The following is a 26,255-nucleotide window of genomic DNA, read 5'->3' on the forward strand; positions in this document are numbered from 1 at the left end:
CCATGAGTCCGTTGAACCTTGCGTCACCCTTAACGCCACGACGGCTCAAACGCCTGCCTCTGGCCCTGTTGCTGGCAGGGAGCGCGAGCTGGACTCACGGTTACGCCGCCGATTCTGAAACCCCGGCACCAGTGCCGGCCGGCAAGCCTGCCGCCAACAGTTCGCAACTGGAAACCGTGACCGTCACCACCCGCCGCCGCGAAGAAAGTTCGCAGGATGTACCGACGCCAATGAGCGTGGTCAGCGGGCAGAATCTGGAGACGCAACGGGTCTACCGGATTCAGGATTTGCAGCAATTGGTGCCCAGCGTCAACGTCGCCTACATGCACGCACGCCAGTCCAGCGTGTCGATCCGAGGCCTTGGCAACAACCCTGCGAGCGATGGTCTTGAAGGCAGCGTTGGTCTGTACATCGACAACGTCTACCTGGGTCGTCCGGGGATGGCGGTGTTTGACTTGATGGACATCGAACAGCTCGAAGTCTTGCGTGGTCCGCAGGGCACGCTGTTCGGCAAAAACACCACCGCCGGGGTGATCAACATCAGCACCCGCGCGCCAACCTTCACCCCTGAGCGCAGCATCGAAACCTCGGTCGGCGAGGACGGGTATTTCCAGACCAAGGGCACCATTTCCGGGCCGCTCAATGATCAACTGGCCGGGCGTTTTTCGGCGTACCGCACGCGCAGTGACGGCGACATCAAAAACGAATACGACGGCCATGATTTGAATGGCGGCTCGCGCGAGGGCTTCCGCGCGCAACTGCTGTTCAAGCCCAATGAAGATTTCAACCTGCGCTGGATCGGCGACTACAACGAAGAGGATTCCAGCGCCGGCACCCGTGTGCTCTACAACACCGGGCCGACCATCAACGGCGTCAACCTGTACCAGTCGCGCGCCAACGCGGCCGGCGCAACATTGGTCAACGGCTCACACCGCAAGGTCAATCTGGACAACGACCAGCATGTCACCGTGCATCAGGGCGGCACTTCGGTGGAGGCTAACTGGACGCTTCCGAGCGATTTCACGCTGACCTCGATCAGCTCCTATCGCTTCTGGAATTTCACCCCGCGCAACGACGACGGCCTCAACGTGCCGGCGAGCTACAACGCCGGGGTGTCAGTGGAGGACAAACAGTATTCGCAGGAATTTCGCCTGGCCTCGCCCAAGGGCGAGTTCTTCGATTACGTCGTCGGCGCCTACTACTTCGGCTCGGATCTGGACAATAAATCCTTTGCCTATTACGGCCCGCAAGCCGATATCTGGAATGGCACGCCGGCCGGTGCGCTGGCCAACGTCACCAGTGTTGGCAACGGCCATATCAAGACCGACAGTTTTGCGCTGTTCGCCCAAGGCACATGGCACCTTACCGAGCGGCTGGATTTCACCGCCGGGGTGCGTGGCACTTATGAAGAAAAATCCGCCTGGGTCACGCGCAATGCCCCGGTCGGCGGCGCGGTGGTCACGGGGACGGCGGCCACGGCGCGACGCGGTCGTGCTGGCGCTTACGATTCCGGCGACTTGAATCAGTACAGCTCCAGTCCCTCCGGGCTGCTCAATCTCAGCTATCGCATCACCGATGATGTGCTCGGTTACGCCACGCTGTCCCACGGCGAGAAATCCGGCGGGGTCAACCTCGCCGTCGGTTCCGCACCGGTGGCCGGCGCCGATTCGTTGCTGATCGGCACCGAACGTGCGAACAACGCCGAACTGGGTTTCAAAAGCACGCTGTGGGATCACCGTCTGCAACTCAACGCCAACGTCTTCTGGACGCAGGTCAACGCTTACCAGACCAACGCCTACGACGCCGAAAACCGCGTGCAATACCTGACCAACGCCGGCTCCGTGCGCTCGCGCGGGGTCGAGTTCGAAAGCACGGTGATCCCGCTACGCGGCCTGACCCTGAACATCAACGGCTCCTACAACGACGTCAGCTATCTCTCTTACAAAGATGCCCCGTGCCCGCCGGAAGTCAGCCAGGCGCCGGGCGCTCCAGCGTCTTGCGACCTCAGCGGCCATCAAGTGGTTGGCGCCTCGAAATGGATCGGCAACGCCAACGGCGAATACAAATGGAATCTGGATAACGGCTTCGAACCTTACGTCACCGCGAGCTATGCATTCCGTTCGAAAGCCGTAGGTACGGTCGAGGATTCCGACTACGGGCAGATCCCGAGTTACGCCGTGGTCAACTTTTCCACCGGCCTGCGCGGCGACTTCAACCAAGGCCAGTGGGACGTCTCGCTGTGGCTGAAAAACGCTTTCGACAAAACCTATTACACAACCCTGTGGACGGGCGGCAACGGCGGCTATGAAGGCCTGCTCGGCACACCGCGCACGCTGGGCGTCACCGGTCGCTACGACTTCTGATTCGTCACTCAAGGAGCTGCATCATGTTGCGTATCAAAACCGCTTTGCCGGTGTTGCTGTCCGGCGCAGTGCTCAGTGCCGGCGCCTTCGCCGCACCGAGTGTTTACCCGACGGGCGTCACTCGTTACGACCCGAACAAGGCCTTCAATCAGTACGTGATTTTCAGCGGCGCCGACAAACAGACGCACCTGATCGACATGAACGGTAACGAGGTGAAAACCTGGCCACAGGCAGGTTTCCCGTCAGCGATCATTGATCCGAAACTGGTCGGCGGCGAGCGCGGTCACGTGCTGCTGCAACTGAGTGAAAAGGATCCCGGCAAACTCGGTTCGGCCGGCAATGGTCTGGGCAATCAGAGCGTCGGCGAGCTGGACTGGAATGGCAAAGTCGTCTGGCAGTGGGGCGACAAGGCGCCCGGTGGAGCGGCGCAACAGCACCATGATCAGCGCCGTTTGAGCAACGGCAACACCGTGGTGCTGGCGAACAAGGTGCACAAGGTCAAAGGCTTCAAAGTCCCTGAGGTGATCGACGATGCAATCTATGAAGTCAGTCCCGACGGCGCGGTGAAATGGCGGTGGCTGGCCTCGGAACATCTCAATGAATTCGGCTTCACCGCCGAGCAGTTGAAACTGGTGCGTGCCAGTGAAAATCCGGACTACCTGCACATCAACAACCTCAGTCTGGTCGGGCCGAACAAATGGTTCGATGCCGGTGACAAGCGCTTCAATCCGGACAACCTGCTGATTGATTCACGCAACGCCAACTTCATCGCGATCATCGATAAGAGCAGCGGCAAAGTGGTCTGGCGTCTCGGACCGAATTTGCCGCTGATCAACCCGAAGACTGCACAGAAACTACCGCGTCCGGTGGATCAGTTTGTCGGCCAGCATGATGCGCACATCATTCCAGCCGGATTGCCCGGTGCCGGTAACGTGCTGGTGTTCGATAACCAGGGTTCGGCGGGTTATCCGAACGTCACCCTCGGGCTGATTTCCGGTTCGCGGGTATTGGAAATCGACCCGGTGAAAAATGAAATCGTCTGGCAGTACAGCGCGGCGAATTCGAAGCAGCCGGGCTGGGCGTTCTACAGTTCGTTTATCAGCAGTGCTCGGCGCTTGCCCAACGGCAACACGCTGATCGACGAAGGCATGAACGGGCGGTTTTTTCAGGTGACGAGCAGCGGTGAAAACGTCTGGGAATACGTCAGCCCCTATCTCGGCAAAGCGCCGGGCAGCGATGCGATCAGCAACTGGGTGTATCGGGCGCTGCCTGTGAGTTATGACTGGGTGCCAACGGGCACGCCACGCTCCGAGACGGCGGTTAATGCCCCGGTTCTCGGTGTGCAGCAAACCAATGCCAGTCGTTAGTTGAAATGGAATTAGTGCTCGAACGAACGGCGATAAGTTATGACCGGGTTGAACAGTGCATATTGCAATTTAGTTAGTTGCCCGCGTGGACAATAATTGAATGTCCAACCATCCTGACTGTCGTGAGTTTCCAGGAGGAAACTTGCTCTCATCGGAAGACACTTATCCCAACGATAAAGGAAATCGAATCATGTCGAGCATTAATGGCACTTATGTCAATTCCAACTCTGGCGCCAAGCTGGTGATTACCGATGGTAATGATTCCAACGGCTCGTTCAGCGGAACGTTGAGTCAGGGTGGTGTGAATTACGACATCCGTTATGGAAACTACCATTTCCAGAACAGTACCGGTAACCCGACCACCATTGCAGTACTTGCTCAGAATGGTAATAGCGGTTATCAGACATGGGCACTGTTTTCGCCGGATCATAACTATGCAAAATTGCGCGCTGCCGGCTCCCGTACAAACTTCGATGGTGATGTGGTGACCCTGGGCGGGGAATTCGTCAAACAGTAGTCTTGTTTAAAAGTTTAAAAGGCCGGTGCACGAAAGTGCTCCGGCCTTTTTTGTTATTCAGGAAAAATTATCATCAGTTATCTACTTGGTATTAGTCGTCCTGCAAAACCGTGTCAGTCGTAGTTGATGCGTTGCATGAATACTTTTAATGCCTGAAAAGCATGCACTTTTTCACCTATCGCTGCAGCCCCCGTGGCACGTGGCTTTGGCGAAATTGATCAATTCATATATTCCATAAAAGCCTATGCATAACGTTAAAGATTACTTTCGGAGATAAGCGCCAAGCCCAATGATTCACCCGTCGATCTGCCGTGGGGGATTCAACAAGCGGTTGATCGACAGTTTTTGTAGAGAACGCAAAAAGACCGCAGGGAGTGAATCAATGGGCAATGTCCAGACCGCCGCCAGCGCAGAGGAATTGCTGTGGCGTCAGACGCCGGGTGGCGAGTTGGTCGATCTCGGCCGGCCGCATCGTGTGCCGTTGGGGCAGTTGCGTTTGCAGCGTGCGCCCAAGGGCATTCTGAGTCGGCGCGAAACAATTCTGCTCGGCGTGCTCGCGCTGGTGGTGCATGGCGCGGTGATCTATTGGATCAGCCAGAAGCCGACGCCGGTGCTGCCGATCGTGCCGCCGGAAATTCCGCCGATGACTATCGAGTTCTCGCGCCCGGCACCGCCAGCGCCACCGGTTGTCGAGCCGCCGCCACCTGCGCCAGTGGTTGAACCGCCACCGCCGGTAGAAGACGAACTGGCGGTAAAACCGCCGCCCAAACCCGTTCCGAACCCCAAACCGGTGGTTAAACAGGCACCCAAACCAGCACCGAAAGCGGTCGAGCAACCACCGGCGCCGCCACAACCGGCCGCTCCGGTTGCAGCACCAGCGCCACCTGCGCCTCCCGCGCCGGCACCGGTAACCCCGGCATCAGCGAATGCCGCGTACCTGAAAAACCCGGCGCCGGAATACCCGTCGCTGGCCCAGCGTCGCGGTTGGGAGGGCACGGTGTTGCTGCGCGTACATGTGCTTGCCAGCGGTAAATCGGGCGAGATCCAGATAGCCAAAAGCAGTGGCCGGCAACAGCTCGACGACGCGGCGCTGAATGCCGTGAAACGTTGGAGTTTTGTCCCGGCCAAGCAGGGTGATGTCGCCCAGGACGGCTGGGTCAGCGTGCCCATCGATTTCAAGATTCATTAAACCGAAACCAAATTCGCGCGAAACGTTTACACGAGGGAATACATCATGACGTTACTGGCATCTCCACTGGAATCCATCGAAAGCGCGGTGATCTGGCTGCTGGTGGTTTTTTCCGTCGCCACCTGGGGGCTGGCATTGCTCAAGGCTTGGCAGTTCGGGCGTCTGAAGGCGCAGGACCGGCGTTTTCATAAACGTTTCTGGGCGGCGTCGAGTCTGGATTCCGCCGCTGAATTGAGCGAGACCCAACCCGGCGCAGCCGCGCGGGTGGCACAGGCCGGTTACGCGGCGATTCAGGTGGGCGAGGCGCCGCAGGCCAATGATTTGAGCCAGGCGATCAACCATCAGGATCGACTGGAGCGCGCCTTGCGTCAGCAGATCGTTCGCGAACGGCGTTCGCTGGAAACCGGTCTGGCAGTGGTCGCCAGTATTGGCAGTACGTCGCCGTTCATTGGTTTGTTCGGCACGGTGTGGGGAATCATGGAAGCGTTGAAGGGAATCAGCGCGGCCGGTTCGGCGAGCCTGGAAACGGTGGCCGGCCCGATCGGTGCGGCACTGGTCGCAACGGGCGTGGGTATCGCCGTCGCGGTGCCGGCGGTGCTGGTTTACAACTACTTTTTGCGTCGGTTGAAACTGACGGCGGCGGATCTGGACGACTTCGCCCACGACTTCTACAGCCTGGCGCAGAAGAGTGCGTTCCGTGTGCTGATTCATCCGACCGCGCACAAGGTTGCAGCAACCGGCAATTCGGCAAAAGTGAAGGAGGCGTCCTGATATGGCCTTCTCCACGCAAGACAGTGACGAGGTGCTCAGCGAGATCAACGTGACCCCGCTGGTGGATGTGATGCTGGTGCTGCTGGTGGTGTTTATCGTCACCGCGCCGCTGCTGACCAATGCGATCCCGATCAACCTGCCGAAGACCGAAGCGGTGGCGCCGGTCGAGCAGAAGGATCCGCTGGTGGTGAGCATTGATGGTGCCGGCAAACTGTTTATCAACAAGGATGAGATTCAACCGGACTTGCTGGAATTCAACCTCAAGTCGGCCAAGGCCAAGGACCCGGAAGTGCGCGTGCAGTTGCAGGCCGATGACGGGGTGAACTACGGCGAAGTGGCGCGGGCGATGGCTTCGATTGAGCGGGCGGGGATTACCAAGTTGTCGGTGATTACTGCGCGGTAACAGGATTTACGTTTTTCCGGGGCCGTCTCCTTGGCAGGGTGCGGCCCTTTTTTTATTTCTGGCATTAGAAGCAAAGCCCCTCACCCTAGCCCTCTCCCGGAGGGAGAGGGGACTGATCGCGTTGTTCTTACGAGTTACACCGACCTGAAATATCCAGTCGAACTCCAAATCTGAAAACCGCATAGATCGGCTCCCTTTCCCCCTCGCCCCCTTGGGGGAGAGGGCTGGGGTGAGGGGGAAAAGATTTCATGCCATGCACACATCTCATATTCATTTCAGATCTTAATAAATAGCTTCTTATTCCTTAACGAATATAAATCCCCTCCCTATACTCGTTCAGGAACAGACACGACGCAGGAGAGCTCCCCATGCGCAACGAATCAATCCGCTACCTGATTGTGCCGGGCTGGCAAGGATCGCCAGAAGATCATTGGCAAAGCCACTGGCAGAACAGCCTGCCAAACAGTGCGCGGGTCGAACAGGCCGATTGGCTGACGCCGCGTCGTGAAGACTGGGTCGCGGCACTGGCCGAGGCGATTGCCGCCGACAGCACGCCGGTGATCCTTATCGCCCACAGCCTGGGCTGCGTCACGGTTGCCCATTGGGCAGCCACTGCGCCGCTGCAATACCTGCGTCAGGTGCGCGGCGCCTTGCTGGTCGCACCGGCCGATGTCGAGCGCCCGGCCTGCGCGCCGGCGCTGCGTAACTTCGCACCGATTCCGACTGATCTGCTGCCGTTCCCAAGCCAGGTCGTCAGCTCCGACAACGACGCCGCCGTCAGCGCACCGCGCGCTCTGGAACTGGCGCGCAACTGGGGTGCCGAGGCGGGGATTCTCGCCGGGGCCGGACACATCAACGTCAAGTCCGGGCATCAGCGTTGGGAGCAGGGTTTTGCCTATCTCTATCGCCTGCAAAACCGCATGGAACACCACGCCCGTCGGCGCGCCTGATTTCTTTTTTCTTTGAACGCCCCCGTCTCCCGGCGGTTTTGGGCGGGAGTCTGCCATGAGTTTCGAAACCTTCGGTCAGCCGTTGCTGACCTTTCCCGATGCTGAAAAAAGCCCCCTGAGCATTCGCGCCAAGGCGCTGGTTTTTGTCGACCCGCGCTCGCGTCAGTTGCGCGAAGAACTGGAGCAGTTGGCGCCGCGTTCGACCTCGGTACTGATCCGTGGCGAGACCGGCACCGGTAAAGAATTGCTTGCCCGGCATATCCATCGCGCCAGCGACCGCAGTGGCCTGTTCGTTTCGGTGAATTGCGGGGCGATCAGCCCGACCTACGCTGATGCCGAACTGTTCGGCTATGCCGCCGGCAGTTACAGCGGCTCGGCCAGCAGCCGTGCAGGCTGGTTCGGTTCGGCCAACGGCGGCACGCTGTACCTCGATGAAATCGGCGATTTGCCGCTGCCGATCCAGATCAAACTGCTCGCCGCCCTGGAGAACCACGAAGTCACCCGTGTCGGTGCACATCAACCGAGTCCGGTGGATGTGCGCCTGGTCGCGGCGACCAGCATCGATCTGGCGCAAGCAGTGGACGCTGGCAAATTTCATGAGCGGCTCTATCACTACTTGAGCGAAGGGCAACTGGAACTGCCCGCCTTGCGCGCGCGTATTGGCGACATTCTTTCGTTGGCCGAGTATTTCCTCGGCATTTATAGCCAGCGTCTGGATCTACCGGTGCCGCTGATCAGCGAGGCGGCACAACACGTGCTCGAACAACACAGCTGGCCGGGCAACACCCGCGAGCTGGAAAACGTCATTCACTTTGCGTTGTTGGTGAGTACCGGTGACGAGATTCTGCCGGAGCACCTGAATCTGCCCGAGGTGTCTGGGCCGCAGCTTCAGATCGAGCGACTGGTTGCACAAATCAACATCGGCGGCAGCGTCGATGAACGTAAGGCATTGAAAGATTTGCTGATTCGTCTGAGTGCGGCGTTGTAACCGTTTCGTTCAACATGAACAAAATGGAATATGAAGCTGAATAAACGTTATTGTCCGGGAATAAAAAATCCCGGTATTGTCCGACCCACGCCAGCGATATCACTTCACTGGCACACGTATTAATGCCGTCGTCGATGACGACCGTGATTTTCGATAAGGACACTGCATGAAAAAGGTTCTGTTGTTTACCGCATTGGCGGCTGCTCTGACTGCTTCCCTGGCCAATGCCGGTGAGAAACTGGTGGTTGCCGCGACCCCGGTGCCGCACGCTGAAATCCTCGAGCTGATCAAGCCGACCCTGGCCAAAGAAGGCGTGGATCTGGAAATCAAAGTCTTCACCGACTACATTCAACCGAACGTACAGGTTGGCGAGAAGCGTCTGGACGCCAACTACTTCCAGACCCTGCCGTACCTGAACAGCTTCAACCTGGGAAAATACAAGGACGACAAGTCCAAGTACCTGGTGACCGTGCAGGGCGTGCACGTTGAACCGTTCGGCGGCTACTCGAGCAAATACAAGACCCTGGCTGAACTGCCGGACGGCGCCACTATCGCCATCCCGAACGAAGGCAGCAACAGCGGCCGCGCTCTGATCCTGCTGCAGAAGGCTGGCCTGATCGAGCTGAAAGATCCGAAAAACGCCCTGGCAACGCCGAAAGACATCGCCAAGAACCCGCACAACTTCAAGTTCAAGGAACTGGAATCGGCCCTGCTGCCACGCGTTCTGAAGGAAGTTGATCTGGACATGATCAACACCAACTACGCGCTGGAAGCCAAGTTGAACCCGCAGAAAGATGCGCTGGTGATTGAAGGCGCTGACTCGCCGTACGTAAACTTCCTGGTGGCCCGTGAGGACAACAAGAACAGCGACGCGATCCAGAAACTGGCCAAAGCCCTGACCAGCCCGGAAGTCAAAGCGTTCATCGAGAAGAAGTACAACGGCGCGGTACTGCCGGCGTTCTGATCTGACGCTTGAGTGAACCCCTTCAAGGTGTGAAAACGCCGATGGCCAGTGATGGGCATCGGCGTTTTTGTGTGTGCGTTGGAAAAGCCCCTCACCCTGACCCTCCCGAAACGTCGGACCGCCCAGAGGGAGAGGGGACTGATCGGGGGATGCTGTAGAAGTACGCCGACGTGAAAGATTTCTGCTGAATCCATAATCGACTCGATCTTTCAGGTCGATGTTTGACGTAAGACACCTCGGTAGGCTCCCTCTCCTGGAGGGAGAGGGGACTGATCGGGGGGATGTCGTAGAGGTACGCCGATGTGAAAGATCTCTGCCGAATCCATAATCGACTCGGTCTTTCAGGTCGATGTATGACGCAAGACACCTCGGACGGCTCCCTCTCCCTCCGGGAGAGGGCTGGGGTGAGGGGCTTTTGATTTACGCTGTGGCCTTCAGCGCCCGCCTCAACGCCACCAACAATTTCACAATTTCCTGCGGATCCAGTCGCTGCGGCACTTTTACGTCCATGTTCTCTTCCTTGTTATGGGTTTGGCCGGGGGAGTCTGGCCAAAAGCTGTTCATCCTTGGAGGGCTTTCGTGAAAAAAAGATCCGTCCTACAGCGCAAAGGAAAATAGCCTTCTTATTCCTTCCCGGCAAACCCACAAGATAGTTTTTTGGGTGATATCAATATGCTTTAACGGTATTTAAATTCTTGTTTTTATACCTATAAAGTCGGTGTCTGCCGGACAGCCATCCGCTGCCCATGGACTGCACCACCGTCGCTTACCGAGCGGCGTCCAGGACGTTTCATGACTTTCGATTACGCATTTATCCTCAGCACCCTGCCGGCGTTTCTCAAAGCCGTGGGCGTGACGCTGCAGGTCGGTTTTATCGCCATTGGCACCTCGTTGTCGGTGGCACTGCTCAACGCGACGATTCTGGTGTTCCGCACGCCTTACCTGCAAAAACTCGTGGGCCTGTACGTGGAGCTTGCGCGCAACACACCGCTGCTGATCCAGTTGTTCTTCGTCTACTTCGCCTTGCCGGCGCTGGGGATCAAGGTCTCCGGATTCACCGCCGCGATCATCACCATGACCTTCCTCGGCGGCGCCTACCTTACCGAAGTGCTGCGCGCCGGAGTCGATGCGGTGCCGCAGGCGCAACTGGAATCGGGGCGTTCCATCGGCCTGTCCCACGGCCAGTTGCTGCGCTACGTGATCCTGCCGCAAGCGGGGATCCTCAGCCTGCCGTCGCTGTTCGCCAATTTCATTTTCCTGCTCAAGGAAACCACCGTGGTCTCGGCGGTGGCGGTGCCGGAAATTCTCTACACCACCAAGAGCTACATCGCGCTTTATTACAAAACCTACGAAATGCTCGCCGTGCTGACACTGATCTGCGTGCTGTTGTTCTTGCCGCTGTCGCTGCTTCTCAGCCGTCTGGAAAGGAGGCTCCAGCATGGCCAGTTCGGGTCTTGAACTGCTCTGGGTGTCGTTGCCGCAATTGGCCAAAGGCGCCGGGCAAACCCTGTCGATCTCGTTTCTGAGCATCGCCATCAGCACCGTTGGCGGCGTGCTCTACGGTGTACTGCGAACGCTCAACGTGACGTGGCTGAACGCGATCCTGCGGGTGTATCTGGAGCTGTTCCGGGCGATCCCGGTGCTGGTCTGGCTGTATCTGTTGTTCTTCGGTCTGCCGATTTTCTTTGGTCTGAGCATTCCGAGTTTCTGGTGCGCGGTGCTGGTGCTGTCGCTGTGGGGCGCCAGCGAGGTCGGCGAAGTGGCACGCGGCGCATTGCATTCGTTGCCGCGCGGGCAGCGTGAAGCGGGGCTGTCGATTGGTCTGAACGCTGCGCAACTCTACGGCTACGTGCTGCTGCCGCAAGCGCTGAAACGCATGACACCGCCGACCATCAACGTCTATACGCGAATCATCAAGACCAGTTCGCTGGCGGTGCTGATTGGAGTCGTCGACGTGATCAAGGTCGGCCAGCAGATTATCGAGCGCACCTACGAATCGGTGCTGATCTACGGCGCGCTGTTCCTGTTTTTCTTTTTCATCTGCTACCCGCTCTCGGCCGCTTCGCGTGTGCTGGAGCGGCGCTGGACGCAAGCATGAGCGCATTGATCGAGTTTCACGGTTTCAACAAGTTCTATGGTGAGCAGCAGGTGCTCAACGGCATCGATCTGCAGGTGCAGAGCGGCGAAGTGATCGTCATCCTCGGCCCCAGCGGTTGCGGCAAAAGCACTCTGCTGCGTTGCCTCAATGGCCTCGAAGTCGCCCACAGCGGCAGCCTGAAATTTCTCGACCGTGAGCTGCTGGACAAGGCCACTGACTGGCGCGAGATCCGTCAGCAGATCGGCATGGTGTTCCAGAGTTATCACCTGTTTCCGCACATGAGCGTGCTCGACAACCTGCTGCTCGGCCCGCTCAAAGTGCAGAAGCGTCAGCGCCGCGAAGCGCAACAACAAGCCGAAGCTTTGCTCGAACGCGTGGGTCTGGCCGACAAGCGCGACGCCTTCCCGCGTCAGCTGTCCGGCGGTCAGCAGCAACGCATCGCCATCGTCCGTTCGCTGTGCATGAAGCCACGGGTGATGCTCTTCGACGAAGTCACCGCCGCCCTTGACCCGGAGATGGTCAAGGAAGTTTTGCAGGTCATTCAGGGCCTGGCCCGCGAAGGCATGACCCTGCTGATCGTCACCCACGAAATGGCCTTCGCCCGTGCGGTGGCCGACCGCATCGTGTTCATGGATGCCGGGCGCATCCTTGAACAGAACCCACCCGAGATTTTCTTTACGAACCCGCAAACCGCACGCGCGCAGCAGTTTCTGGAGAAGTTCTCCTTCGTTGCAACACTGCCAGAAACGAATCCGACAAAGGAACTGGAACTGTTATGAAAACTGCCGCTTTTTTACTGCCCCTGCTCAGCCTCGCCTTGCTCGCCGGTTGCAGCAAAACCGAAGAACCGCCCAAGCCGAAAGTCGCCAGCGAAAGCACCGCGCCGGCCGGTTACCTGGACAAGATCAAGGCTCGCAACAAATTGATTGTCGGCGTCTTTACCGATAAGCCGCCATTCGGTTTTGTCGATGAGGCCGGGCGCTACGTCGGTTTCGACACTGATATTGGCCGGCGCTTTGCCAAGGATCTGCTCGGCGATGAAAACAAGGTCGAGTTCGTTGCCGTCGAGCCGGCGAGTCGCATCCCTTTCCTGCAAAGCGACAAGGTCGACCTGATCCTCGCCAACATGACCGTGACGCCTGAGCGCAAGGAAGCGGTGGAATTTACCAACCCGAACCTCAAGGTCGCGGTGCAGGCGCTGGTGCCGCAGAGCAGCTCGGTGAAAAAACTTGATGATCTGGCGACCCGCACCACTATCGTCACCACCGGTACGACGGCGGATATCTGGCTGACCAAGAATCATCCGGACTGGAAACTGCTGAAGTTCGAGAAAAACTCCGAATCGCTGCAAGCTTTGGCCAATGGTCGTGGCGATGCTTATGCACAGGACAATCTGGTGTTGTTCAGCTGGGCCAAGCAGAACCCGGGCTATCGTGTGCTCGATGAAAAGCTGGGGGCTGAAGCGCCGATTGCGCCGGCGGTGAAGAAGGGCAATATCGAGCTGCGCGACTGGGTGAATACCGAGCTGACCAAGCTGGGTGAGGAGAAGTATCTGCTCAAGCTGTACGACCAATATGTGCGTAAGGAACTTAGCGATGACACCAAGCCTGAGAGCGTGATTGTCGAGGGTGGCAAGTGGCAGGGGTGATTGTCTGTTGAGTCGGTGGTGAGGCTTGCCCCTCACCCCAGCCCTCTCCCGAGGGAGAGGGAGCCGACCGAGGTGTCTTGCATCAGACATCGACCTGACAAACCGAGTCGATTATGGATTCACATAGTCATTTTCACGTCGGCGTCACTCTTGAGCATCCGCCAATCAGTCCCCTCTCCCTCTGGGAGAGGGTTAGGGTGAGGGGCTTTTGGCTGGAACGCTCAATCCGGCCAGTTCCACGCCGGCTCATCCAGTACCCGCTGGCCGACAATCCCGGTCTGCCCCAGGTTTTTTTCCAGCACAATGCAATTGCACTCGGGATCTTCCTGCAACGCCGAAATCAACCGCCGCGCATGCGACACCACCCACACCTGACATTGCTCCGAGGCACGGATAATCAACCGCGCCAACGCTGGCAACAGATCCGGGTGCAAACTGGTTTCCGGTTCGTTCAGTACCATCAATGACGGTGGCCGTGGCGTCAGTAATGCCGCGACCAACAGCAGATAGCGCAACGTCCCGTCCGACAGCTCCGCCGCCGATAACGGCCGCAACAAACCTTCCTGATAAAACTCGATGGCAAACCTGCCACCGGCCTGCGCTTCGATATGCACCCGTGCGCCCGGAAACGCATCAGTAATCGCCGCACGCATGGCGTCGCCGTCACCAATCTCGATGATGGTCTGCAAAGCTGCCGCCAAATCCCGCCCATCGTGATGCAGCACTGGCGTGCGCGTGCCCAATTGCGGTTGGCGTACGGGCGCATCGGCATCGCTACGAAAGTGATCGTAAAAGCGCCAGCGGCGAATGAACTCGCGCATCTGAAACACTTCCGGCGAGCTGCGCAGGCTACCGACCTGATCAAACAAACTGTCGAAATTCGGCGTGTGTTGCGCCAGCACGTCCCATTGGCGCTCGTTGCGTGCGCGGATCATCGGGCCGTCGCGATCCACCAGCAGGCTGGCGGGACGGTAAAGCGCGCCGGCCCAGATGCATTCGCGCTTGATCTGCGGGTCGAGGCTGAACCGCGAGGGGATCGGCCGTGAATGTTCGGGCAACATGAAGTGCCCGTTGGAATCGGGCAGGCCGAGGCTGATCGAATAACTGAAATCCTCCCCGGCAAATCCCAGACGCAGGCGCTTCACACCTTGGCGCACCGTCGACTGGATCGGCACCTCGCCGTTACGCATGCGCCGGCTGATGGTTTCCGGCCCGGCCCAGAAGGTCGATTCCAGTCCACCCTCACGGGCCAGCGCATTGACCACGCCGCCCTGTGCGGTTTCCGCCAGCAGGCGCAAGGCCCGGTAGAGGTTGGACTTGCCGCTGCCGTTGGGGCCGGTGATCAGGTTCAGCCGGCCCAGCGGGATCACCAGTTTGTTGATCGAACGGTAATTGGCCACTGCCAGAGTGTTGAGCATGGAATTCCTTCTCTTGAGACGCCTATTGTAGGAGCTGCCGCAGGCTGCGATCTTTTGATGTTGTTTTTAAAAGATCAAAAGATCGCAGCCTGCGGCAGCTCCTACAGGAAAACATGGGGGACGAACGGGCGAACGTTGAACCCTGTTCTAAGCTCACAGTCGTATCGTCACTTGCACGTTCGTACACAGGAAGGAGTCTGCATGGCGAGTCCCGGTTTGAAAACAGCGGTCATGCTGAGTCTGTTCACCTTGGTGACCGCATGCGGCGAGAAAAAAGCCCCTGAGGAATACCTGCCACGGGTCTTTGTACAAGAGGTCAAACCCACGGATTACGCGGCTTCGGTGACATTGACCGGTGACGTGCAGGCGCGCGTGCAGACCGAATTGTCGTTCCGCGTCGGCGGCAAGATCATCCAGCGTATGGTCGACGTCGGTGACCGGGTCACGGCCAAACAGGTGCTGGCCAAGCTCGACCCCAAGGATTTGCAGACTAACGTCGATTCGGCTCAAGCCCAGGTCGTCGCTGAACAAGCCCGGGTGAAACAAAGTGCGGCCGCCTTCGTGCGCCAGCAAAAACTCCTGCCCAAGGGCTACACCAGCCAGAGCGAATACGATTCCGCCCAAGCGGCGTTGCGCAGCAGCCAGAGCGCCTTGAGCGCGGCGCAGGCGCAATTGGCCAACGCCAAGGACCAGCTCAGCTATACCGCGCTGATCGCCGATGCCCCGGGGGTGATCACCGAGCGCCAAGCCGAAGTCGGCCAGGTCGTGCAGGCCACGGCGCCGATTTTTTCGTTGGCGCGCGACGGCGACCGTGACGCGGTGTTCAACGTCTACGAATCGCTGCTGGCCGAGCGTCCTGCGGATCCCTCGATCGTCGTCAGCCTGCTCGATAACCCCGCCATCAAAACCACCGGCACGGTGCGTGAAATCACCCCGGCGGTGTCGGCACAGTCCGGCACGGTGCAAGTCAAAGTCAGCCTCGACAGCCTGCCACAAGGGATGCAGCTGGGCTCGGTGGTCAGCGCCACGGCCAAGGGCAGTGGCAAGTCGGCAGTCGAATTGCCATGGTCGGCGCTGACCAAAAACATCAGTGATCCGGCGGTGTGGATGGTCGACGATAAAGGTGAAGCGCAGTTGCACAACGTGACCGTCGGCCGCTACCTGATCGGCAAGGTCATCATCAGCGAAGGCCTCAAGGGCGGGGAGAAAGTCATTGTCGCCGGTGGGCAGTTGTTGCATCCCGGCATGAAAGTCGAAATCGCTGAAAACACCTACAAGGATCTGCAGCCGGGAGCGCAGCCATGAAGCGTCTGGGACTGTTATCCGTGGGCGTGTTGCTGGCGGCCTGCTCGAAAAGCGAGCCACCTCCGGAGCCGGTACGTCCGGTGTTATCGGTCAAGGTTCAGGCGCTGAGCGAGGAAAGCCTCGGGCGTTTCGCCGGCAGCATCCAGGCGCGTTATGAAAGCAACACCGGTTTCCGCGTCGGTGGCCGCATCGCCAGCCGCAACGTCGATGTCGGAACCGAAGTGCAAAAGGGCACGCTGCTCGCCACCCTCGATCCATCTGATCAGCAAAACCAATTGCGTTCGGCCCAGGGCGACCTGGCCAAGGTTCAGGCGCAACTGATCAATGCCCAGGCCAATGCCCGCCGTCAGCAGGCACTGTTCGATCGTGGCGTAGGGGCGCAGGCACAACTGGACATCGCCACCACGGACTTGAAAACCACCCAGGCCTCGCTGGACCAGGCACGGGCGGCGGTCAATCAAAGCAAGGACCAGCTCGGCTACACCGAACTGCGTTCCGACCATAAAGCCGTGGTCACCGCGTGGAACGCCGAAGCCGGGCAAGTGGTGACGGCGGGCCAGCAGGTCGTGACTCTGGCGCAACCGGACATCAAGGAAGCGGTGATCGATCTGCCCGACACCCTGGTCGATCAGATTCCCTCCGACGTGGTGTTTCTGGTGGCCGGGCAACTCGACCCGAGCATCAACACCACGGCAACCCTTCGCGAGATCGAGCCGCAGGCGCAAAGCGCCACGCGTACTCGTCGCGCACGCCTGACGCTGGCCGAGACACCGGACGGTTTCCGCCTCGGCACGGCGATCAGCGTAACCCTCAGTTCAGCGATCAAACCACGCATCGAATTGCCGGCTACCGCTGTGCAGGAGGTCGACGGCAAACCACGGATCTGGGTCATCGACACCCAGAGCAAAACCGTCAGCCCTCGCGACGTCAGCGTGATCAGCCGCACCGACAGCAGCGTGGTGCTCGCGGGCGGCGTGAAGAACGGCGAGCGCGTGGTCAGCGCCGGCGTCAACAGCCTCAAACCCGGACAATCGGTAAAACTTGACGAGGACAGTCAATGAAAGGCTCTTTCAACCTCTCCGAATGGGCCCTCAAGCATCAGTCATTCGTCTGGTACCTGATGTTCGTCGCGTTGCTGATGGGCGTGTTTTCGTACTTCAATCTGGGCCGCGAAGAAGACCCGTCGTTCACCATCAAAACCATGGTGATCCAGACCAAATGGCCGGGCGCGACCCAGGAAGAAACCCTCGCACAGGTCACCGACCGCATCGAGAAAAAACTCGAAGAACTTGACTCACTCGACTACGTGAAAAGTTACACGCGCCCCGGTGAATCGACGGTGTACGTGTACCTGCGCGACACCACCAGCGCCAAGGACATCCCGGAAATCTGGTACCAGGTGCGCAAGAAGGTCGACGACATTCGCGGGCAGTTCCCCCAAGGTATTCAAGGGCCCGGGTTCAACGACGAGTTCGGTGATGTGTTCGGCTCGGTCTACGCCTTCACCGCCGACGGCCTGACCATGCGCCAGTTGCGCGATTACGTGGAACAGGCGCGGGCCGAGATCCGCAATGTACCGGGGCTGGGCAAGATCGAAATGATCGGCCAGCAGGACGAAGTGATTTATCTGAACTTCTCTACCCGCAAACTGGCGGCGTTGGGTATCGATCAGCGTCAGGTAGTGCAGAGCCTGCAATCGCAGAACGCCGTGACCCCGGCCGGTGTGATCGAGGCGGGCCCTGAGCGGATTTCCGTGCGCACTTCGGGGCAGTTCGCCTCGGAAAAAGACCTGGCCGAGGTCAATCTCAAGCTCAACGACCGTTTCTATCGTCTGGCTGACATCGCCGACATCACTCGCGGTTACACCGATCCGGCTACCCCGGAATTCCGCTTCGACGGCAAACCGGCCATCGGTCTGGCGATTGCCATGCAGAAGGGCGGCAACGTTCAGGAATTCGGCAAGGCGTTGCACCAGCGCATCGATGAACTGACCGCAGACTTGCCGGTTGGCGTGGGTGTACACACCGTGTCCGATCAGGCGGTGGTGGTGGAGGAGGCCGTTGGCGGCTTTACCAGCGCGCTTTTCGAAGCCGTGATCATCGTGCTGGTGGTGAGTTTTATCAGCCTCGGCGTGCGCGCCGGCCTGGTGGTGGCGTGCTCGATTCCGCTGGTGCTGGCGATGGTGTTTGTGTTCATGGAATACAGTGGCATCACCATGCAGCGGATTTCTCTCGGTGCCTTGATCATCGCCCTCGGCCTGTTGGTGGACGACGCGATGATCACCGTGGAGATGATGGTCACGCGCTTGGAAATGGGCGAGAGCAAGGAGGAGGCCGCGACGTACGCGTACACCTCAACGGCGTTCCCGATGCTAACGGGGACGCTGGTGACGGTCGCCGGTTTCGTGCCCATCGGCCTCAACGCCAGTTCCGCCGGTGAGTACACCTACACGCTGTTTGCGGTGATTGCCGTGGCCATGATTGTGTCGTGGATTGTCGCGGTGTTCTTCGCTCCGGTGATCGGCGTGCACATTCTCAGCGCCAACGTGAAACCCCATGAAGCCGAGCCGGGCCGCGTCGGGCGTGCGTTCAATGGCGGTCTGTTGTGGGCGATGCGCAATCGCTGGTGGGCGATCGGTATCACCGTGCTGCTGTTTGCCCTGTCGATTTTTTGCATGCGCTTTGTGCAGAACCAGTTCTTCCCGGCATCGGACCGTCCGGAAATTCTCGTCGACCTGAACCTGCCACAGAACGCCTCCATCGACGAAACACGCAAGGCCGTCGACAAGCTGGAAGCAACCCTCAAAGGCGACCCGGACATTGTGCGCTGGAGCACCTACATCGGTCAGGGCGCGATCCGTTTCTATCTGCCGCTCGACCAGCAATTGCAAAACCCGTACTACGCACAACTGGTGATCGTCAGCAAAGACTTCGAGGCCCGTGAGGCACTGAGTCAGCGTCTGCGCGAGCGCTTGCACAAGGACTTCGTCGGCATCGGCAGTTACGTCCAGGCGCTGGAAATGGGCCCGCCGGTGGGGCGGCCGATCCAGTACCGGGTCAGTGGCAAGGACATCGATCAAGTGCGCAAGCACGCCATCGATCTGGCCACCGAACTGGACAAGAATTCGCACATCGGCGAGATCATTTACGACTGGAACGAGCCGGGCAAAGTCCTGCGCATCGACATCGCCCAGGACAAGGCACGGCAGCTCGGGCTGTCCTCCGAAGACGTGGCGAACCTGATGAACAGTATTGTCAGTGGCGCGCCTCTGACCCAGGTCAACGACGACATCTACCTGATCAATGTGGTCGGCCGGGCGGTGAATTCGGAGCGCGGTACGCCGGAGACCCTGCAGAATCTGCAGATCGTTACGCCCAACGGCACATCGATTCCGTTACTGGCATTCGCCACTGTGCGCTATGAGCTGGAACAGCCGCTGGTGTGGCGTCGCGACCGTTTGCCGACCATCACCATCAAGGCTTCGGTGCGCGACGAGATCCAGCCGACCGATCTGGTGAAACTGCTCAAGCCGTCGATTGATGCCTTCGCTGACAAACTGCCAGTGGGCTACAAAGTCGCCACCGGCGGTACGGTCGAGGAAAGCGGCAAGGCGCAGGGGCCGATCGCCAAGGTCTTGCCGTTGATGCTGTTTTTGATGGCGACGTTCCTGATGATCCAGTTGCACAGCGTGCAGAAGATGTTCCTGGTGGCGAGTGTCGCTCCGCTGGGGCTGATCGGCGTGGTGTTGGCGCTGGTGCCGACCGGCACGCCGATGGGTTTCGTGGCGATTCTGGGGATTTTGGCGCTGATCGGCATCATCATCCGCAACTCGGTGATTCTGGTGACGCAGATCGATGAGTTCGAGAAGAAGGGCTATGCGCCGTGGGACGCGGTGGTCGAGGCGACCGAACATCGGCGTCGGCCGATCCTGCTGACCGCAGCGGCAGCGAGCATGGGCATGATCCCCATCGCCAGGGAAGTGTTCTGGGGGCCGATGGCGTACGCGATGATTGGCGGGATCGTGGTGGCGACGTTGTTGACGTTGTTGTTCCTGCCGGCGCTGTATGTGGCCTGGTACAAGATTCGCGAGCCGCAAAAGGATGCCGCTTAAAAGCGAGTGCTGCGCACTCTATTCGCGAGCAGGCTCGCTCCCACAGTTGACCGAGTTGTCCAGGCGGACGCGGTCAACATGTGGGAGCGAGCCTGCTCGCGAAGGCGTCAGAACTGGCTATGCAGATTTACGCCAGACACTCGCCAACCAGGGCTGCTGCTCACGCGGCAGGCCCGCCGGGCGGTAGTAATGCTCAAGTTCGACAAACCCCGCGTCCGTCAGCAACCCTTGCCACGCCGCCAGATCGTGATACGAGCCATAACGCGGCCCGTTCCAGCCCTCACGATTATCCCCACGCGGATTGGAACTGAACAACACCCCGCCGGGTTTCAACGTCCCGTGCAATTGCTCAAGCACCCGTGGCAACTCCTGCAACGGCACATGAAAAAGTACCGCATTGGCAAAGATCCCGTCGAAACGTTCAACTGGCAGATCGAGCTTCAGAAAGTCCTGCTGCAACACTTCACAGCCACTGTCTTCGCGGGCCATTCGCGCAAACTCTTGCGAACCATCCAGCCCGACGGCGATGTGACCCATGCGGGTAAACGTCTGCAAATCCCGTCCCGGCCCGCAGCCGAAATCCAGAATCGTCAACGGCGCTGAACCCTGAATATGCCGCAGCAGCGCATCGATGTTCTGGCTGACATCGTGGTCGCGGGTGCCTTCACGGAAGTCTTCAGCCACCGAGTTGTAGTGGCCGAGGGTGGTGGCGGTGATCTGTTCGAGATCGGTGGGGGTCTGCTTCATGGTCGAGATACGCAGGCAGTTGGGATTCGCCGAATATACGCCATCGAGTTCGGGGCTGCTGCGCAGCCATTCGCGAGCAGGCTCGCTCCCACAGGGGAACACATTCCAAATGTGGGAGCGAGCCTGCTCGCGAAAGCGGTTTCAAGGGCGTGGCATGAATCCGGATGAGCTCAGCGCTTGTTCAACCCCCGCGCCAACCGATCCCCACCCAACTGAATCACCGCCACCAACGCCACCAGCAACACAATCACCGTCAACATGATCTGGCTGTCAAAGCGCTGATAGCCGTAGCGATAAGCGATATCCCCCAACCCACCGGCCCCAATCGCCCCGGCCATCGCCGAAGAGTTGATCATCGTCACCAGCGTAATCGTGAAACCGCCGACAATCCCCGGCAGCGCCTCCGGCAACAACACATGCCAGACAATGTGCCAACGCCGGCAACCCATCGCCTGCGCCGCCTCGATCAAGCCATGATCAACCTCGCGCAGACTCACTTCGGCAATCCGCGCAAAGAACGGCGTCGCCGCAATCGTCAGCGGCACAACCGCAGCCCACACACCGTACGTAGTGCCGACAATCAACCGGGTAAACGGAATCAGCGCGACCATCAGAATCAGAAACGGGATTGAGCGAAACAGATTCACAAAAGCGCCCAAGGCACGGTTCAACACCGGCGCTTCATAGATCCCGCCCTTGTCGCTGGTGACCAGAATCACTGCCATGGGAATCCCCACCAGCAAGGCGATCAGCGACGACACGCCAACCATCAGAAACGTGTCGATAAAACCCTGCAACAAGCGATCAAACCACATAACCCACCACCTCCACTCGTTGCGCCCATGGTGCGGCGCGTTCGCGCAATTGCTCGGCTCCGAACGCTGAACCACTGACGGCCAGCAACAATTGCCCCAACGCATGCCCCTGAATCCGCTCCACACCACCCTGCAGTAGCTTCACCCGCCCACCCAGTGCGGCGAACAGTGCGCCCAGATCCGGCTCATCACTGGCGCTGCCGGTGAACTGCAAGCGCAGCACCACAGCGGCGTCGGAGGAGGGCGGCTGCTTCTGCAAACGGCTTTGCAACTCCTCCGGCAGCGCGTGTTGCAGCGGCGCGAGCAAGGTCTGGCTGACCTCGTGCTGCGGATTGCCGAACACTTCCCACACCGGACCTTGCTCGACCACCCGCCCGTGCTCAAGCACGACGACGCGATCGCAGATTTCGCGGATCACTGCCATCTCATGAGTAATCAGAACGATGGTCAGGCCCAGGCGTTTGTTGATCTCGCGCAGCAAGCCGAGGATCGACTGGGTGGTCTCCGGGTCGAGCGCTGAAGTGGCTTCGTCGCAGAGCAAAATATCCGGGTCATGCACCAGCGCGCGGGCGATGCCGACGCGCTGTTTCTGCCCGCCGGAAAGCTGCGCCGGATAAGCCTTGTGCTTCTCTTGCAGGCCGACCAGTTCGAGCAGTTCGCGCACCTTTTTTTCGCGTTGTGCTTTCGGGACACCCGCGACTTTCAGCGGCAATTCAACGTTCTGCCAAACGGTCTTGGCCGACATCAGATTGAAATGCTGAAAGATCATGCCGATGCGTCGGCGCAAAGCGACGAGACGGTCTTCATCGAACTCGCCGATGTCGACCTGATCGATCAGCACTCGCCCCGAGGTTGGTTGTTCCAGACGATTGATCGTACGGATCAGCGATGACTTGCCAGCGCCGCTGCGGCCGATGATGCCGAACACTTCACCGTGCTGAATGGCCAGATCGATGCCCTGCAAAGCCGCGACCGGGCCTTGTCGACCGTTGTAGGTTTTGCCCAGACCGATGAAACGCACGTGGGCGCGATTCAACTCAGGGTGCAGCTCGGTTTTTTCAGCACTGTGTGGCTCTGGAATATCCAGTCGCCGTTGGATCGCGGCCGTCATGCTCAGCTTTCCCAACCGGCTTGATACAGCTTGCCGTGAGCCTTATCCAGCGCAGCGCGAACGGCTGGTGAGTGCTGGTAGATGTCGACGAATTTGATCAGGCGCGGGTCGGTTTTGCTCTTCGGCTGGATGACGAACTGGATCACGTATTCCTTGTGGTCGAGACCGTCGAACAGCAGCGCCGAACCGGCATCGAAGGTCTTCGCCAGGCGGATGTAGGCCGGGTAGCCCTGGACCAGATCGGCGTCGTCGTAGGCGCGCACCAATTGCACGGCTTCGACCTGGAGGATTTTGATTTTCTTCGGGTTGGCAACGATGTCGTCTTCGGTAGCCTTGTAGCCGACGCCCGGTTTCAGCGTGATCAAACCAGCCTTGGCCAGCAGCTGCAAACCACGGCCACTGTTGATCGGGTCGTTGGCGATGGCGACGCTGGCGCCTTCTGGCAACTCATCGAAGCTTTTGTATTTTTTCGAATAGAGGCCGACGTTGTTGATGATCCCCGGGGCGAACGGTACCAGATCAAAACCCGACGCGGCTTTGGCGTTTTCGAGGAACGGAATGTGCTGGAAGTAGTTCACGTCGATGTCGCCGGCTGCGAGGCTGACGTTAGGCGCGATCCAGTCGGTGAACTCCACCAGCTCGACTTTCAGGCCTTGTTTGGACGCTTCTTCGACGGCGGTTTCCAGCGGGATGGCGAAGGCGGCGGTGGTGCCGATTTTCAGAGGAGCATCGGCGGCGAACACGGCCGAGCTGAACAGGCCGAGGGCCAGGGCCAGTGCTTTGACTGGGTGGGACAGGCGTTTTTTGGTCATGATGGTTTTTCCAGTCAGTGCATAAATTTGTGGTGTATTGGATGGCCTCTTCGCGAGCAGGCTCGCTCCCACAGGGGAAATGCATTCCAAATGTGGGAGCGAGCCTGCTCGCGAAGCTTTTAATGCCGGTACGACGATCCGGTGTGTTGTTCGGGCAACTGCGCCGCACCGTGAAACAGCTTCTCGCGCAAGCTGCCGCTGTCATATGCGGTCTTGTACGACCCGCGCCGCTGCAACTCGGGAATCACCAGCTCAATGAAGTCGACGTAACTTTCCGGCGTAACAATCCGGGTCAGGTTGAAGCCATCGAGGCCGGTCTCGGCGATCCACGATTCCAGCTCATCTGCGACTTGCTCAGGCGAGCCGACCACGGTGATGTAGCGACCACCGAGGGCGTGCTGGTCGAGCAATTTGCGTCGGGTCCAGTCGTTGTTCTGCAGGTTCTTTGTGGCCGACTGAATCGCATTGCTCTTCACGTACTGGATCGGTTCGTCGATCTCGTACTGGGAAAAGTCGATGCCGGTCGACGCGGAAAAATGCGCCACGCCAGCCTCGGCGCTGGCGTAGCTCAGATACTCAGCGTGCTTGGCCCACGCGGCTTCTTCCGTCGCGCCGACGATGACGTTGAGGCCCATGAACACCTTGATGTCCTCAGGGTTGCGCCCCGCTTCAACCGCGCTGGCGCGGACCTTGTCGACTTGAACTTTGGTCGACGGCTTGTTCTGGCCGCTGATGAACACGCATTCGGCATGACGACCGGCGAAGAGCAATCCGCGGTCGGAACTGCCGGCCTGAAACAGCACCGGCGTCCGCTGTGGCGAAGGCTCGCAGAGGTGATAACCCTCGACCTGATAGAACTCGCCCTTGTGCTCGACCTTGTGCACTTTCTCCGGCTGCGCATAGATGCGCTGTTCGCGATCATTGAGCACCGCGCCGTTTTCCCAACTGCCTTCCCAGAGCTTGTAGAGCACTTCCAGGTACTCGTCCGCCTGATCGTAGCGACGGTCGTGTTCGACTTGTTCGCTGAGGCCCATGGCTTTGGCGGCGCTGTCGAGGTAGCCGGTGACGATGTTCCAGCCCACGCGACCACGGCTCAGATGATCGAGCGTGGACATGCGTCGGGCGAACAGATAGGGCGGCTCGTAGGTGAGATTGGCAGTCAGGCCGAAACCAAGGTTTTTGGTCACGGCGGCCATGGCTGAAACCAGCAGCAATGGATCGTTGACCGGCAACTGGATCGACTCTTTCAGCGGGACATCGACCGAGTTCTGATAGACGTCGTACACACCAACGATGTCGGCGATGAACAAGCCGTCGAACAGTCCGCGCTCCAGCAACTGCGCCAGTTCCGTCCAGTATTCGAGGGTGTTGTAGCGCGTCGAGGTGTCGCGGGGGTGCGTCCACAGACCATGGTTGATGTGGCCGATGCAGTTCATGTTGAATGCGTTGAGCAGGATCTTCTTTTTCGCGGCGCTCATCAGATCGTCCCTCGCAACGGAGGGTTTTCATCGTTGAGGTAGTAGTTGCCCACCGCGTGATATTTCCAGCGCACCGGGTCGTGCAAGGTGTGCACTCGGGCGTTGCGCCAGTGGCGGTCAAGGCCGTGTTCGATCAGGGTCGCCTGGCTGCCGGCCAGTTCGAACAGCGTGCTGCCGGCGGCCAAAGAGATTTCAGTGCTGATCGCCCGTGCTTCGGCAACGGCAATCGACGCGGCGGCAACGGTATCGGCGTTGGTCTCGGCTTGTGCGGCATCGAGGAACTCACCGGCACGCTCAAGCAGGGCTTCGGTAGCGTGCAGGCGAATGCTCAAGTGACCAAAGCTCTTCAACGTCAGCGGATCTTCGGTAGCTTTGTCGTTACCGGAATCGATCCACGGGCGCGTCTTGCTGCGCACAAAATGCAGCGCATCCTCGTAAGCCGCCCGGGCGATGCCGGTGTCGATGGCGGCGTGAAGGATCTGCGCCAGCGGGCCAACGGTAGTCGGACGTTCAAATGCGCTCTGGAAGGGCAGCACGTCTTCAGCCGAGACGAATACGTCTTCGAACACAACCGAGCCGCTGCCGGTGGTGCGTTGGCCGAAGCCGCTCCAGTCGTCGATCACGGTCAGGCCTTTGCTGTCACGCGGGACGAAGGCAAGTTGCTGCACACCGTTTTCATCAACCACGGAAGTCGGAATGCGCTGGGCGTAAATCGCCCCGGTCGAGTAAAACTTGCGGCCATTGATGCGATAGCCGTCACCGTCGCGCTTAAGGCTGGTGACGCGGTCGTGAGCCGTTTTGGTGCCCAGTTCTGCCAGGGCATTGCCGAAGCGTTGGCCGGCCAGCACCTCGGCGTACAGCCGTTGTTTTTGCGCATGGCTGCCGTTTACGCGCAGCACTTCCAATGCATAAAAATGATTTTGCGGAATCTGTCCGAGCGAGCCGTCGGCCTGGGCGATCAAGGCGATGACTTTGGCCAACGTCACATTGGACACGCCAGCGCCGCCGTACTCCTTCGGTACGCTGATGCCCCACAAACCGGAGCGGGAAAATACATCGAGTTCCGGCAGCGGCAGGCGACGTTCTCGGTCGCGCAGGGCGCTGTCGCGTTTGAAATCTTCGGCCAGGTCGCTGGCGACGATCAGGGCTTGCTCATCGCTGGTGATGACCGCGACGTGATGGGAAAAAGTCATAGGTTTC

The 26,255-nt window shown here is 59.4% G+C and carries 23 protein-coding genes; 16 read left to right on the forward strand and 7 right to left on the reverse strand.

Annotated features, from left to right (window positions below):
• Positions 1-2 precede the first annotated feature (2 nt).
• From CCX46_RS01040 to CCX46_RS01100, 13 genes are all read left to right on the forward strand, one after another.
• On the forward strand, positions 3-2,363 hold the full coding sequence (locus CCX46_RS01040) for a TonB-dependent receptor (protein ID WP_127925409.1): 2,361 nt from the start codon (positions 3-5) through the stop codon (positions 2,361-2,363).
• Positions 2,364-2,386: 23 nt separating this feature from the next.
• Positions 2,387-3,730, forward strand: a complete 1,344-nt coding sequence (locus tag CCX46_RS01045; protein WP_127925410.1) for an aryl-sulfate sulfotransferase — start codon at positions 2,387-2,389, stop codon at positions 3,728-3,730.
• Positions 3,731-3,920: 190 nt separating this feature from the next.
• Positions 3,921-4,247, forward strand: a complete 327-nt coding sequence (locus CCX46_RS01050; RefSeq protein ID WP_127925411.1) for a hypothetical protein — start codon at positions 3,921-3,923, stop codon at positions 4,245-4,247.
• Between the two features lie 382 nt (positions 4,248-4,629).
• Complete coding sequence (locus tag CCX46_RS01055) at positions 4,630-5,436, forward strand: energy transducer TonB (RefSeq protein ID WP_127925412.1); 807 nt, start codon at positions 4,630-4,632, stop codon at positions 5,434-5,436.
• 45 nt (positions 5,437-5,481) lie between these two features.
• Positions 5,482-6,207: a MotA/TolQ/ExbB proton channel family protein gene (locus tag CCX46_RS01060; protein ID WP_127925413.1), complete on the forward strand. Its 726-nt coding sequence runs from the start codon at positions 5,482-5,484 to the stop codon at positions 6,205-6,207.
• 1 nt (position 6,208) lies between these two features.
• The gene (locus CCX46_RS01065; protein WP_003220570.1) at positions 6,209-6,610 is read left to right on the forward strand and encodes an ExbD/TolR family protein; all 402 of its coding nucleotides are present in this window, start codon (positions 6,209-6,211) and stop codon (positions 6,608-6,610) included.
• Positions 6,611-6,978: 368 nt separating this feature from the next.
• The gene (locus CCX46_RS01070; protein ID WP_077570156.1) at positions 6,979-7,560 is read left to right on the forward strand and encodes an alpha/beta hydrolase; all 582 of its coding nucleotides are present in this window, start codon (positions 6,979-6,981) and stop codon (positions 7,558-7,560) included.
• A 55-nt stretch (positions 7,561-7,615) separates the two neighbouring features.
• A complete protein-coding gene (locus tag CCX46_RS01075; protein ID WP_127925414.1) occupies positions 7,616-8,548 on the forward strand; it encodes a sigma 54-interacting transcriptional regulator in 933 nt (310 codons plus the stop codon).
• 166 nt (positions 8,549-8,714) lie between these two features.
• A complete protein-coding gene (locus tag CCX46_RS01080) occupies positions 8,715-9,512 on the forward strand; it encodes a MetQ/NlpA family ABC transporter substrate-binding protein (RefSeq protein WP_127925415.1) in 798 nt (265 codons plus the stop codon).
• Between the two features lie 792 nt (positions 9,513-10,304).
• Positions 10,305-10,970 (forward strand): amino acid ABC transporter permease, encoded by a 666-nt coding sequence (locus CCX46_RS01085; protein ID WP_127925416.1) that lies wholly within the window; start codon positions 10,305-10,307, stop codon positions 10,968-10,970.
• Positions 10,951-11,610, forward strand: a complete 660-nt coding sequence (locus CCX46_RS01090; protein ID WP_007918714.1) for an amino acid ABC transporter permease — start codon at positions 10,951-10,953, stop codon at positions 11,608-11,610. The genes CCX46_RS01085 and CCX46_RS01090 overlap by 20 nt, the downstream gene beginning before the upstream one ends.
• Positions 11,607-12,389, forward strand: a complete 783-nt coding sequence (locus CCX46_RS01095) for an amino acid ABC transporter ATP-binding protein (RefSeq protein ID WP_127925417.1) — start codon at positions 11,607-11,609, stop codon at positions 12,387-12,389. The genes CCX46_RS01090 and CCX46_RS01095 overlap by 4 nt, the downstream gene beginning before the upstream one ends.
• On the forward strand, positions 12,386-13,258 hold the full coding sequence (locus CCX46_RS01100) for a transporter substrate-binding domain-containing protein (protein ID WP_127925418.1): 873 nt from the start codon (positions 12,386-12,388) through the stop codon (positions 13,256-13,258). Before CCX46_RS01095 ends, CCX46_RS01100 begins: the two co-directional genes overlap by 4 nt.
• 221 nt (positions 13,259-13,479) lie before the next feature.
• On the opposite strand, the gene CCX46_RS01105 is transcribed toward CCX46_RS01100, so the two are convergent.
• Positions 13,480-14,676: an AAA family ATPase gene (locus CCX46_RS01105; protein ID WP_127925419.1), complete on the reverse strand. Its 1,197-nt coding sequence runs from the start codon at positions 14,674-14,676 to the stop codon at positions 13,480-13,482.
• Between the two features lie 201 nt (positions 14,677-14,877).
• Between CCX46_RS01105 and CCX46_RS01110 the strand changes: the two genes are divergently transcribed.
• The 3 genes from CCX46_RS01110 to CCX46_RS01120 are packed head-to-tail and all read left to right on the forward strand — an operon-like array spanning position 14,878 to position 20,092.
• Entirely contained in the window at positions 14,878-15,981 is a 1,104-nt protein-coding gene (locus CCX46_RS01110) for an efflux RND transporter periplasmic adaptor subunit (RefSeq protein WP_007918719.1), read from the forward strand.
• Positions 15,978-17,042 carry an efflux RND transporter periplasmic adaptor subunit gene (locus CCX46_RS01115; protein WP_127925420.1) on the forward strand — a complete coding sequence of 355 codons (1,065 nt, stop codon included), beginning with the start codon at positions 15,978-15,980 and terminating at the stop codon, positions 17,040-17,042. Before CCX46_RS01110 ends, CCX46_RS01115 begins: the two co-directional genes overlap by 4 nt.
• Positions 17,039-20,092, forward strand: a complete 3,054-nt coding sequence (locus CCX46_RS01120) for an efflux RND transporter permease subunit (RefSeq protein ID WP_127925421.1) — start codon at positions 17,039-17,041, stop codon at positions 20,090-20,092. Before CCX46_RS01115 ends, CCX46_RS01120 begins: the two co-directional genes overlap by 4 nt.
• Positions 20,093-20,209: 117 nt before the next feature.
• On the opposite strand, the gene CCX46_RS01125 is transcribed toward CCX46_RS01120, so the two are convergent.
• From CCX46_RS01125 to CCX46_RS01155, 6 genes are all read right to left on the reverse strand, one after another.
• Complete coding sequence (locus tag CCX46_RS01125; RefSeq protein ID WP_127925422.1) at positions 20,210-20,839, reverse strand: class I SAM-dependent methyltransferase; 630 nt, start codon at positions 20,837-20,839, stop codon at positions 20,210-20,212.
• Positions 20,840-21,009: 170 nt separating this feature from the next.
• Entirely contained in the window at positions 21,010-21,654 is a 645-nt protein-coding gene (locus CCX46_RS01135; protein ID WP_034151854.1) for a methionine ABC transporter permease, read from the reverse strand.
• Positions 21,644-22,765, reverse strand: a complete 1,122-nt coding sequence (locus CCX46_RS01140; RefSeq protein WP_127925424.1) for a methionine ABC transporter ATP-binding protein — start codon at positions 22,763-22,765, stop codon at positions 21,644-21,646. The genes CCX46_RS01135 and CCX46_RS01140 overlap by 11 nt, the downstream gene beginning before the upstream one ends.
• Before the next feature lie 2 nt (positions 22,766-22,767).
• Positions 22,768-23,577, reverse strand: a complete 810-nt coding sequence (locus CCX46_RS01145; RefSeq protein ID WP_127925425.1) for a MetQ/NlpA family ABC transporter substrate-binding protein — start codon at positions 23,575-23,577, stop codon at positions 22,768-22,770.
• Between the two features lie 119 nt (positions 23,578-23,696).
• On the reverse strand, positions 23,697-25,055 hold the full coding sequence (locus tag CCX46_RS01150) for an LLM class flavin-dependent oxidoreductase (protein WP_127925426.1): 1,359 nt from the start codon (positions 25,053-25,055) through the stop codon (positions 23,697-23,699).
• Positions 25,055-26,248 (reverse strand): SfnB family sulfur acquisition oxidoreductase, encoded by a 1,194-nt coding sequence (locus CCX46_RS01155; RefSeq protein WP_127925427.1) that lies wholly within the window; start codon positions 26,246-26,248, stop codon positions 25,055-25,057. The genes CCX46_RS01150 and CCX46_RS01155 overlap by 1 nt, the downstream gene beginning before the upstream one ends.
• Positions 26,249-26,255: the final 7 nt, after the last annotated feature.

Origin of the sequence: Pseudomonas sp. RU47 (assembly GCF_004011755.1) — a bacterium.
In the GTDB taxonomy this organism is placed as follows: domain Bacteria; phylum Pseudomonadota; class Gammaproteobacteria; order Pseudomonadales; family Pseudomonadaceae; genus Aquipseudomonas.

Excerpts from the sequence above, each read along its gene's own strand:
- CCX46_RS01040 (WP_127925409.1), top strand. The coding sequence starts at position 3 with ATGAGTCCGTTGAACCTTGCGTCACCCTTAACGCCACGACGGCTCAAA.
- CCX46_RS01045 (WP_127925410.1), top strand. The coding sequence starts at position 2,387 with ATGTTGCGTATCAAAACCGCTTTGCCGGTGTTGCTGTCCGGCGCAGTG.
- CCX46_RS01050 (WP_127925411.1), top strand. The coding sequence starts at position 3,921 with ATGTCGAGCATTAATGGCACTTATGTCAATTCCAACTCTGGCGCCAAG.
- CCX46_RS01055 (WP_127925412.1), top strand. The coding sequence starts at position 4,630 with ATGGGCAATGTCCAGACCGCCGCCAGCGCAGAGGAATTGCTGTGGCGT.
- CCX46_RS01060 (WP_127925413.1), top strand. The coding sequence starts at position 5,482 with ATGACGTTACTGGCATCTCCACTGGAATCCATCGAAAGCGCGGTGATC.
- CCX46_RS01065 (WP_003220570.1), top strand. The coding sequence starts at position 6,209 with ATGGCCTTCTCCACGCAAGACAGTGACGAGGTGCTCAGCGAGATCAAC.
- CCX46_RS01070 (WP_077570156.1), top strand. The coding sequence starts at position 6,979 with ATGCGCAACGAATCAATCCGCTACCTGATTGTGCCGGGCTGGCAAGGA.
- CCX46_RS01075 (WP_127925414.1), top strand. The coding sequence starts at position 7,616 with ATGAGTTTCGAAACCTTCGGTCAGCCGTTGCTGACCTTTCCCGATGCT.
- CCX46_RS01080 (WP_127925415.1), top strand. The coding sequence starts at position 8,715 with ATGAAAAAGGTTCTGTTGTTTACCGCATTGGCGGCTGCTCTGACTGCT.
- CCX46_RS01085 (WP_127925416.1), top strand. The coding sequence starts at position 10,305 with ATGACTTTCGATTACGCATTTATCCTCAGCACCCTGCCGGCGTTTCTC.
- CCX46_RS01090 (WP_007918714.1), top strand. The coding sequence starts at position 10,951 with ATGGCCAGTTCGGGTCTTGAACTGCTCTGGGTGTCGTTGCCGCAATTG.
- CCX46_RS01095 (WP_127925417.1), top strand. The coding sequence starts at position 11,607 with ATGAGCGCATTGATCGAGTTTCACGGTTTCAACAAGTTCTATGGTGAG.
- CCX46_RS01100 (WP_127925418.1), top strand. The coding sequence starts at position 12,386 with ATGAAAACTGCCGCTTTTTTACTGCCCCTGCTCAGCCTCGCCTTGCTC.
- CCX46_RS01105 (WP_127925419.1), bottom strand. The coding sequence starts at position 14,676 with ATGCTCAACACTCTGGCAGTGGCCAATTACCGTTCGATCAACAAACTG.
- CCX46_RS01110 (WP_007918719.1), top strand. The coding sequence starts at position 14,878 with ATGGCGAGTCCCGGTTTGAAAACAGCGGTCATGCTGAGTCTGTTCACC.
- CCX46_RS01115 (WP_127925420.1), top strand. The coding sequence starts at position 15,978 with ATGAAGCGTCTGGGACTGTTATCCGTGGGCGTGTTGCTGGCGGCCTGC.
- CCX46_RS01120 (WP_127925421.1), top strand. The coding sequence starts at position 17,039 with ATGAAAGGCTCTTTCAACCTCTCCGAATGGGCCCTCAAGCATCAGTCA.
- CCX46_RS01125 (WP_127925422.1), bottom strand. The coding sequence starts at position 20,839 with ATGAAGCAGACCCCCACCGATCTCGAACAGATCACCGCCACCACCCTC.
- CCX46_RS01135 (WP_034151854.1), bottom strand. The coding sequence starts at position 21,654 with ATGTGGTTTGATCGCTTGTTGCAGGGTTTTATCGACACGTTTCTGATG.
- CCX46_RS01140 (WP_127925424.1), bottom strand. The coding sequence starts at position 22,765 with ATGACGGCCGCGATCCAACGGCGACTGGATATTCCAGAGCCACACAGT.
- CCX46_RS01145 (WP_127925425.1), bottom strand. The coding sequence starts at position 23,577 with ATGACCAAAAAACGCCTGTCCCACCCAGTCAAAGCACTGGCCCTGGCC.
- CCX46_RS01150 (WP_127925426.1), bottom strand. The coding sequence starts at position 25,055 with ATGAGCGCCGCGAAAAAGAAGATCCTGCTCAACGCATTCAACATGAAC.
- CCX46_RS01155 (WP_127925427.1), bottom strand. The coding sequence starts at position 26,248 with ATGACTTTTTCCCATCACGTCGCGGTCATCACCAGCGATGAGCAAGCC.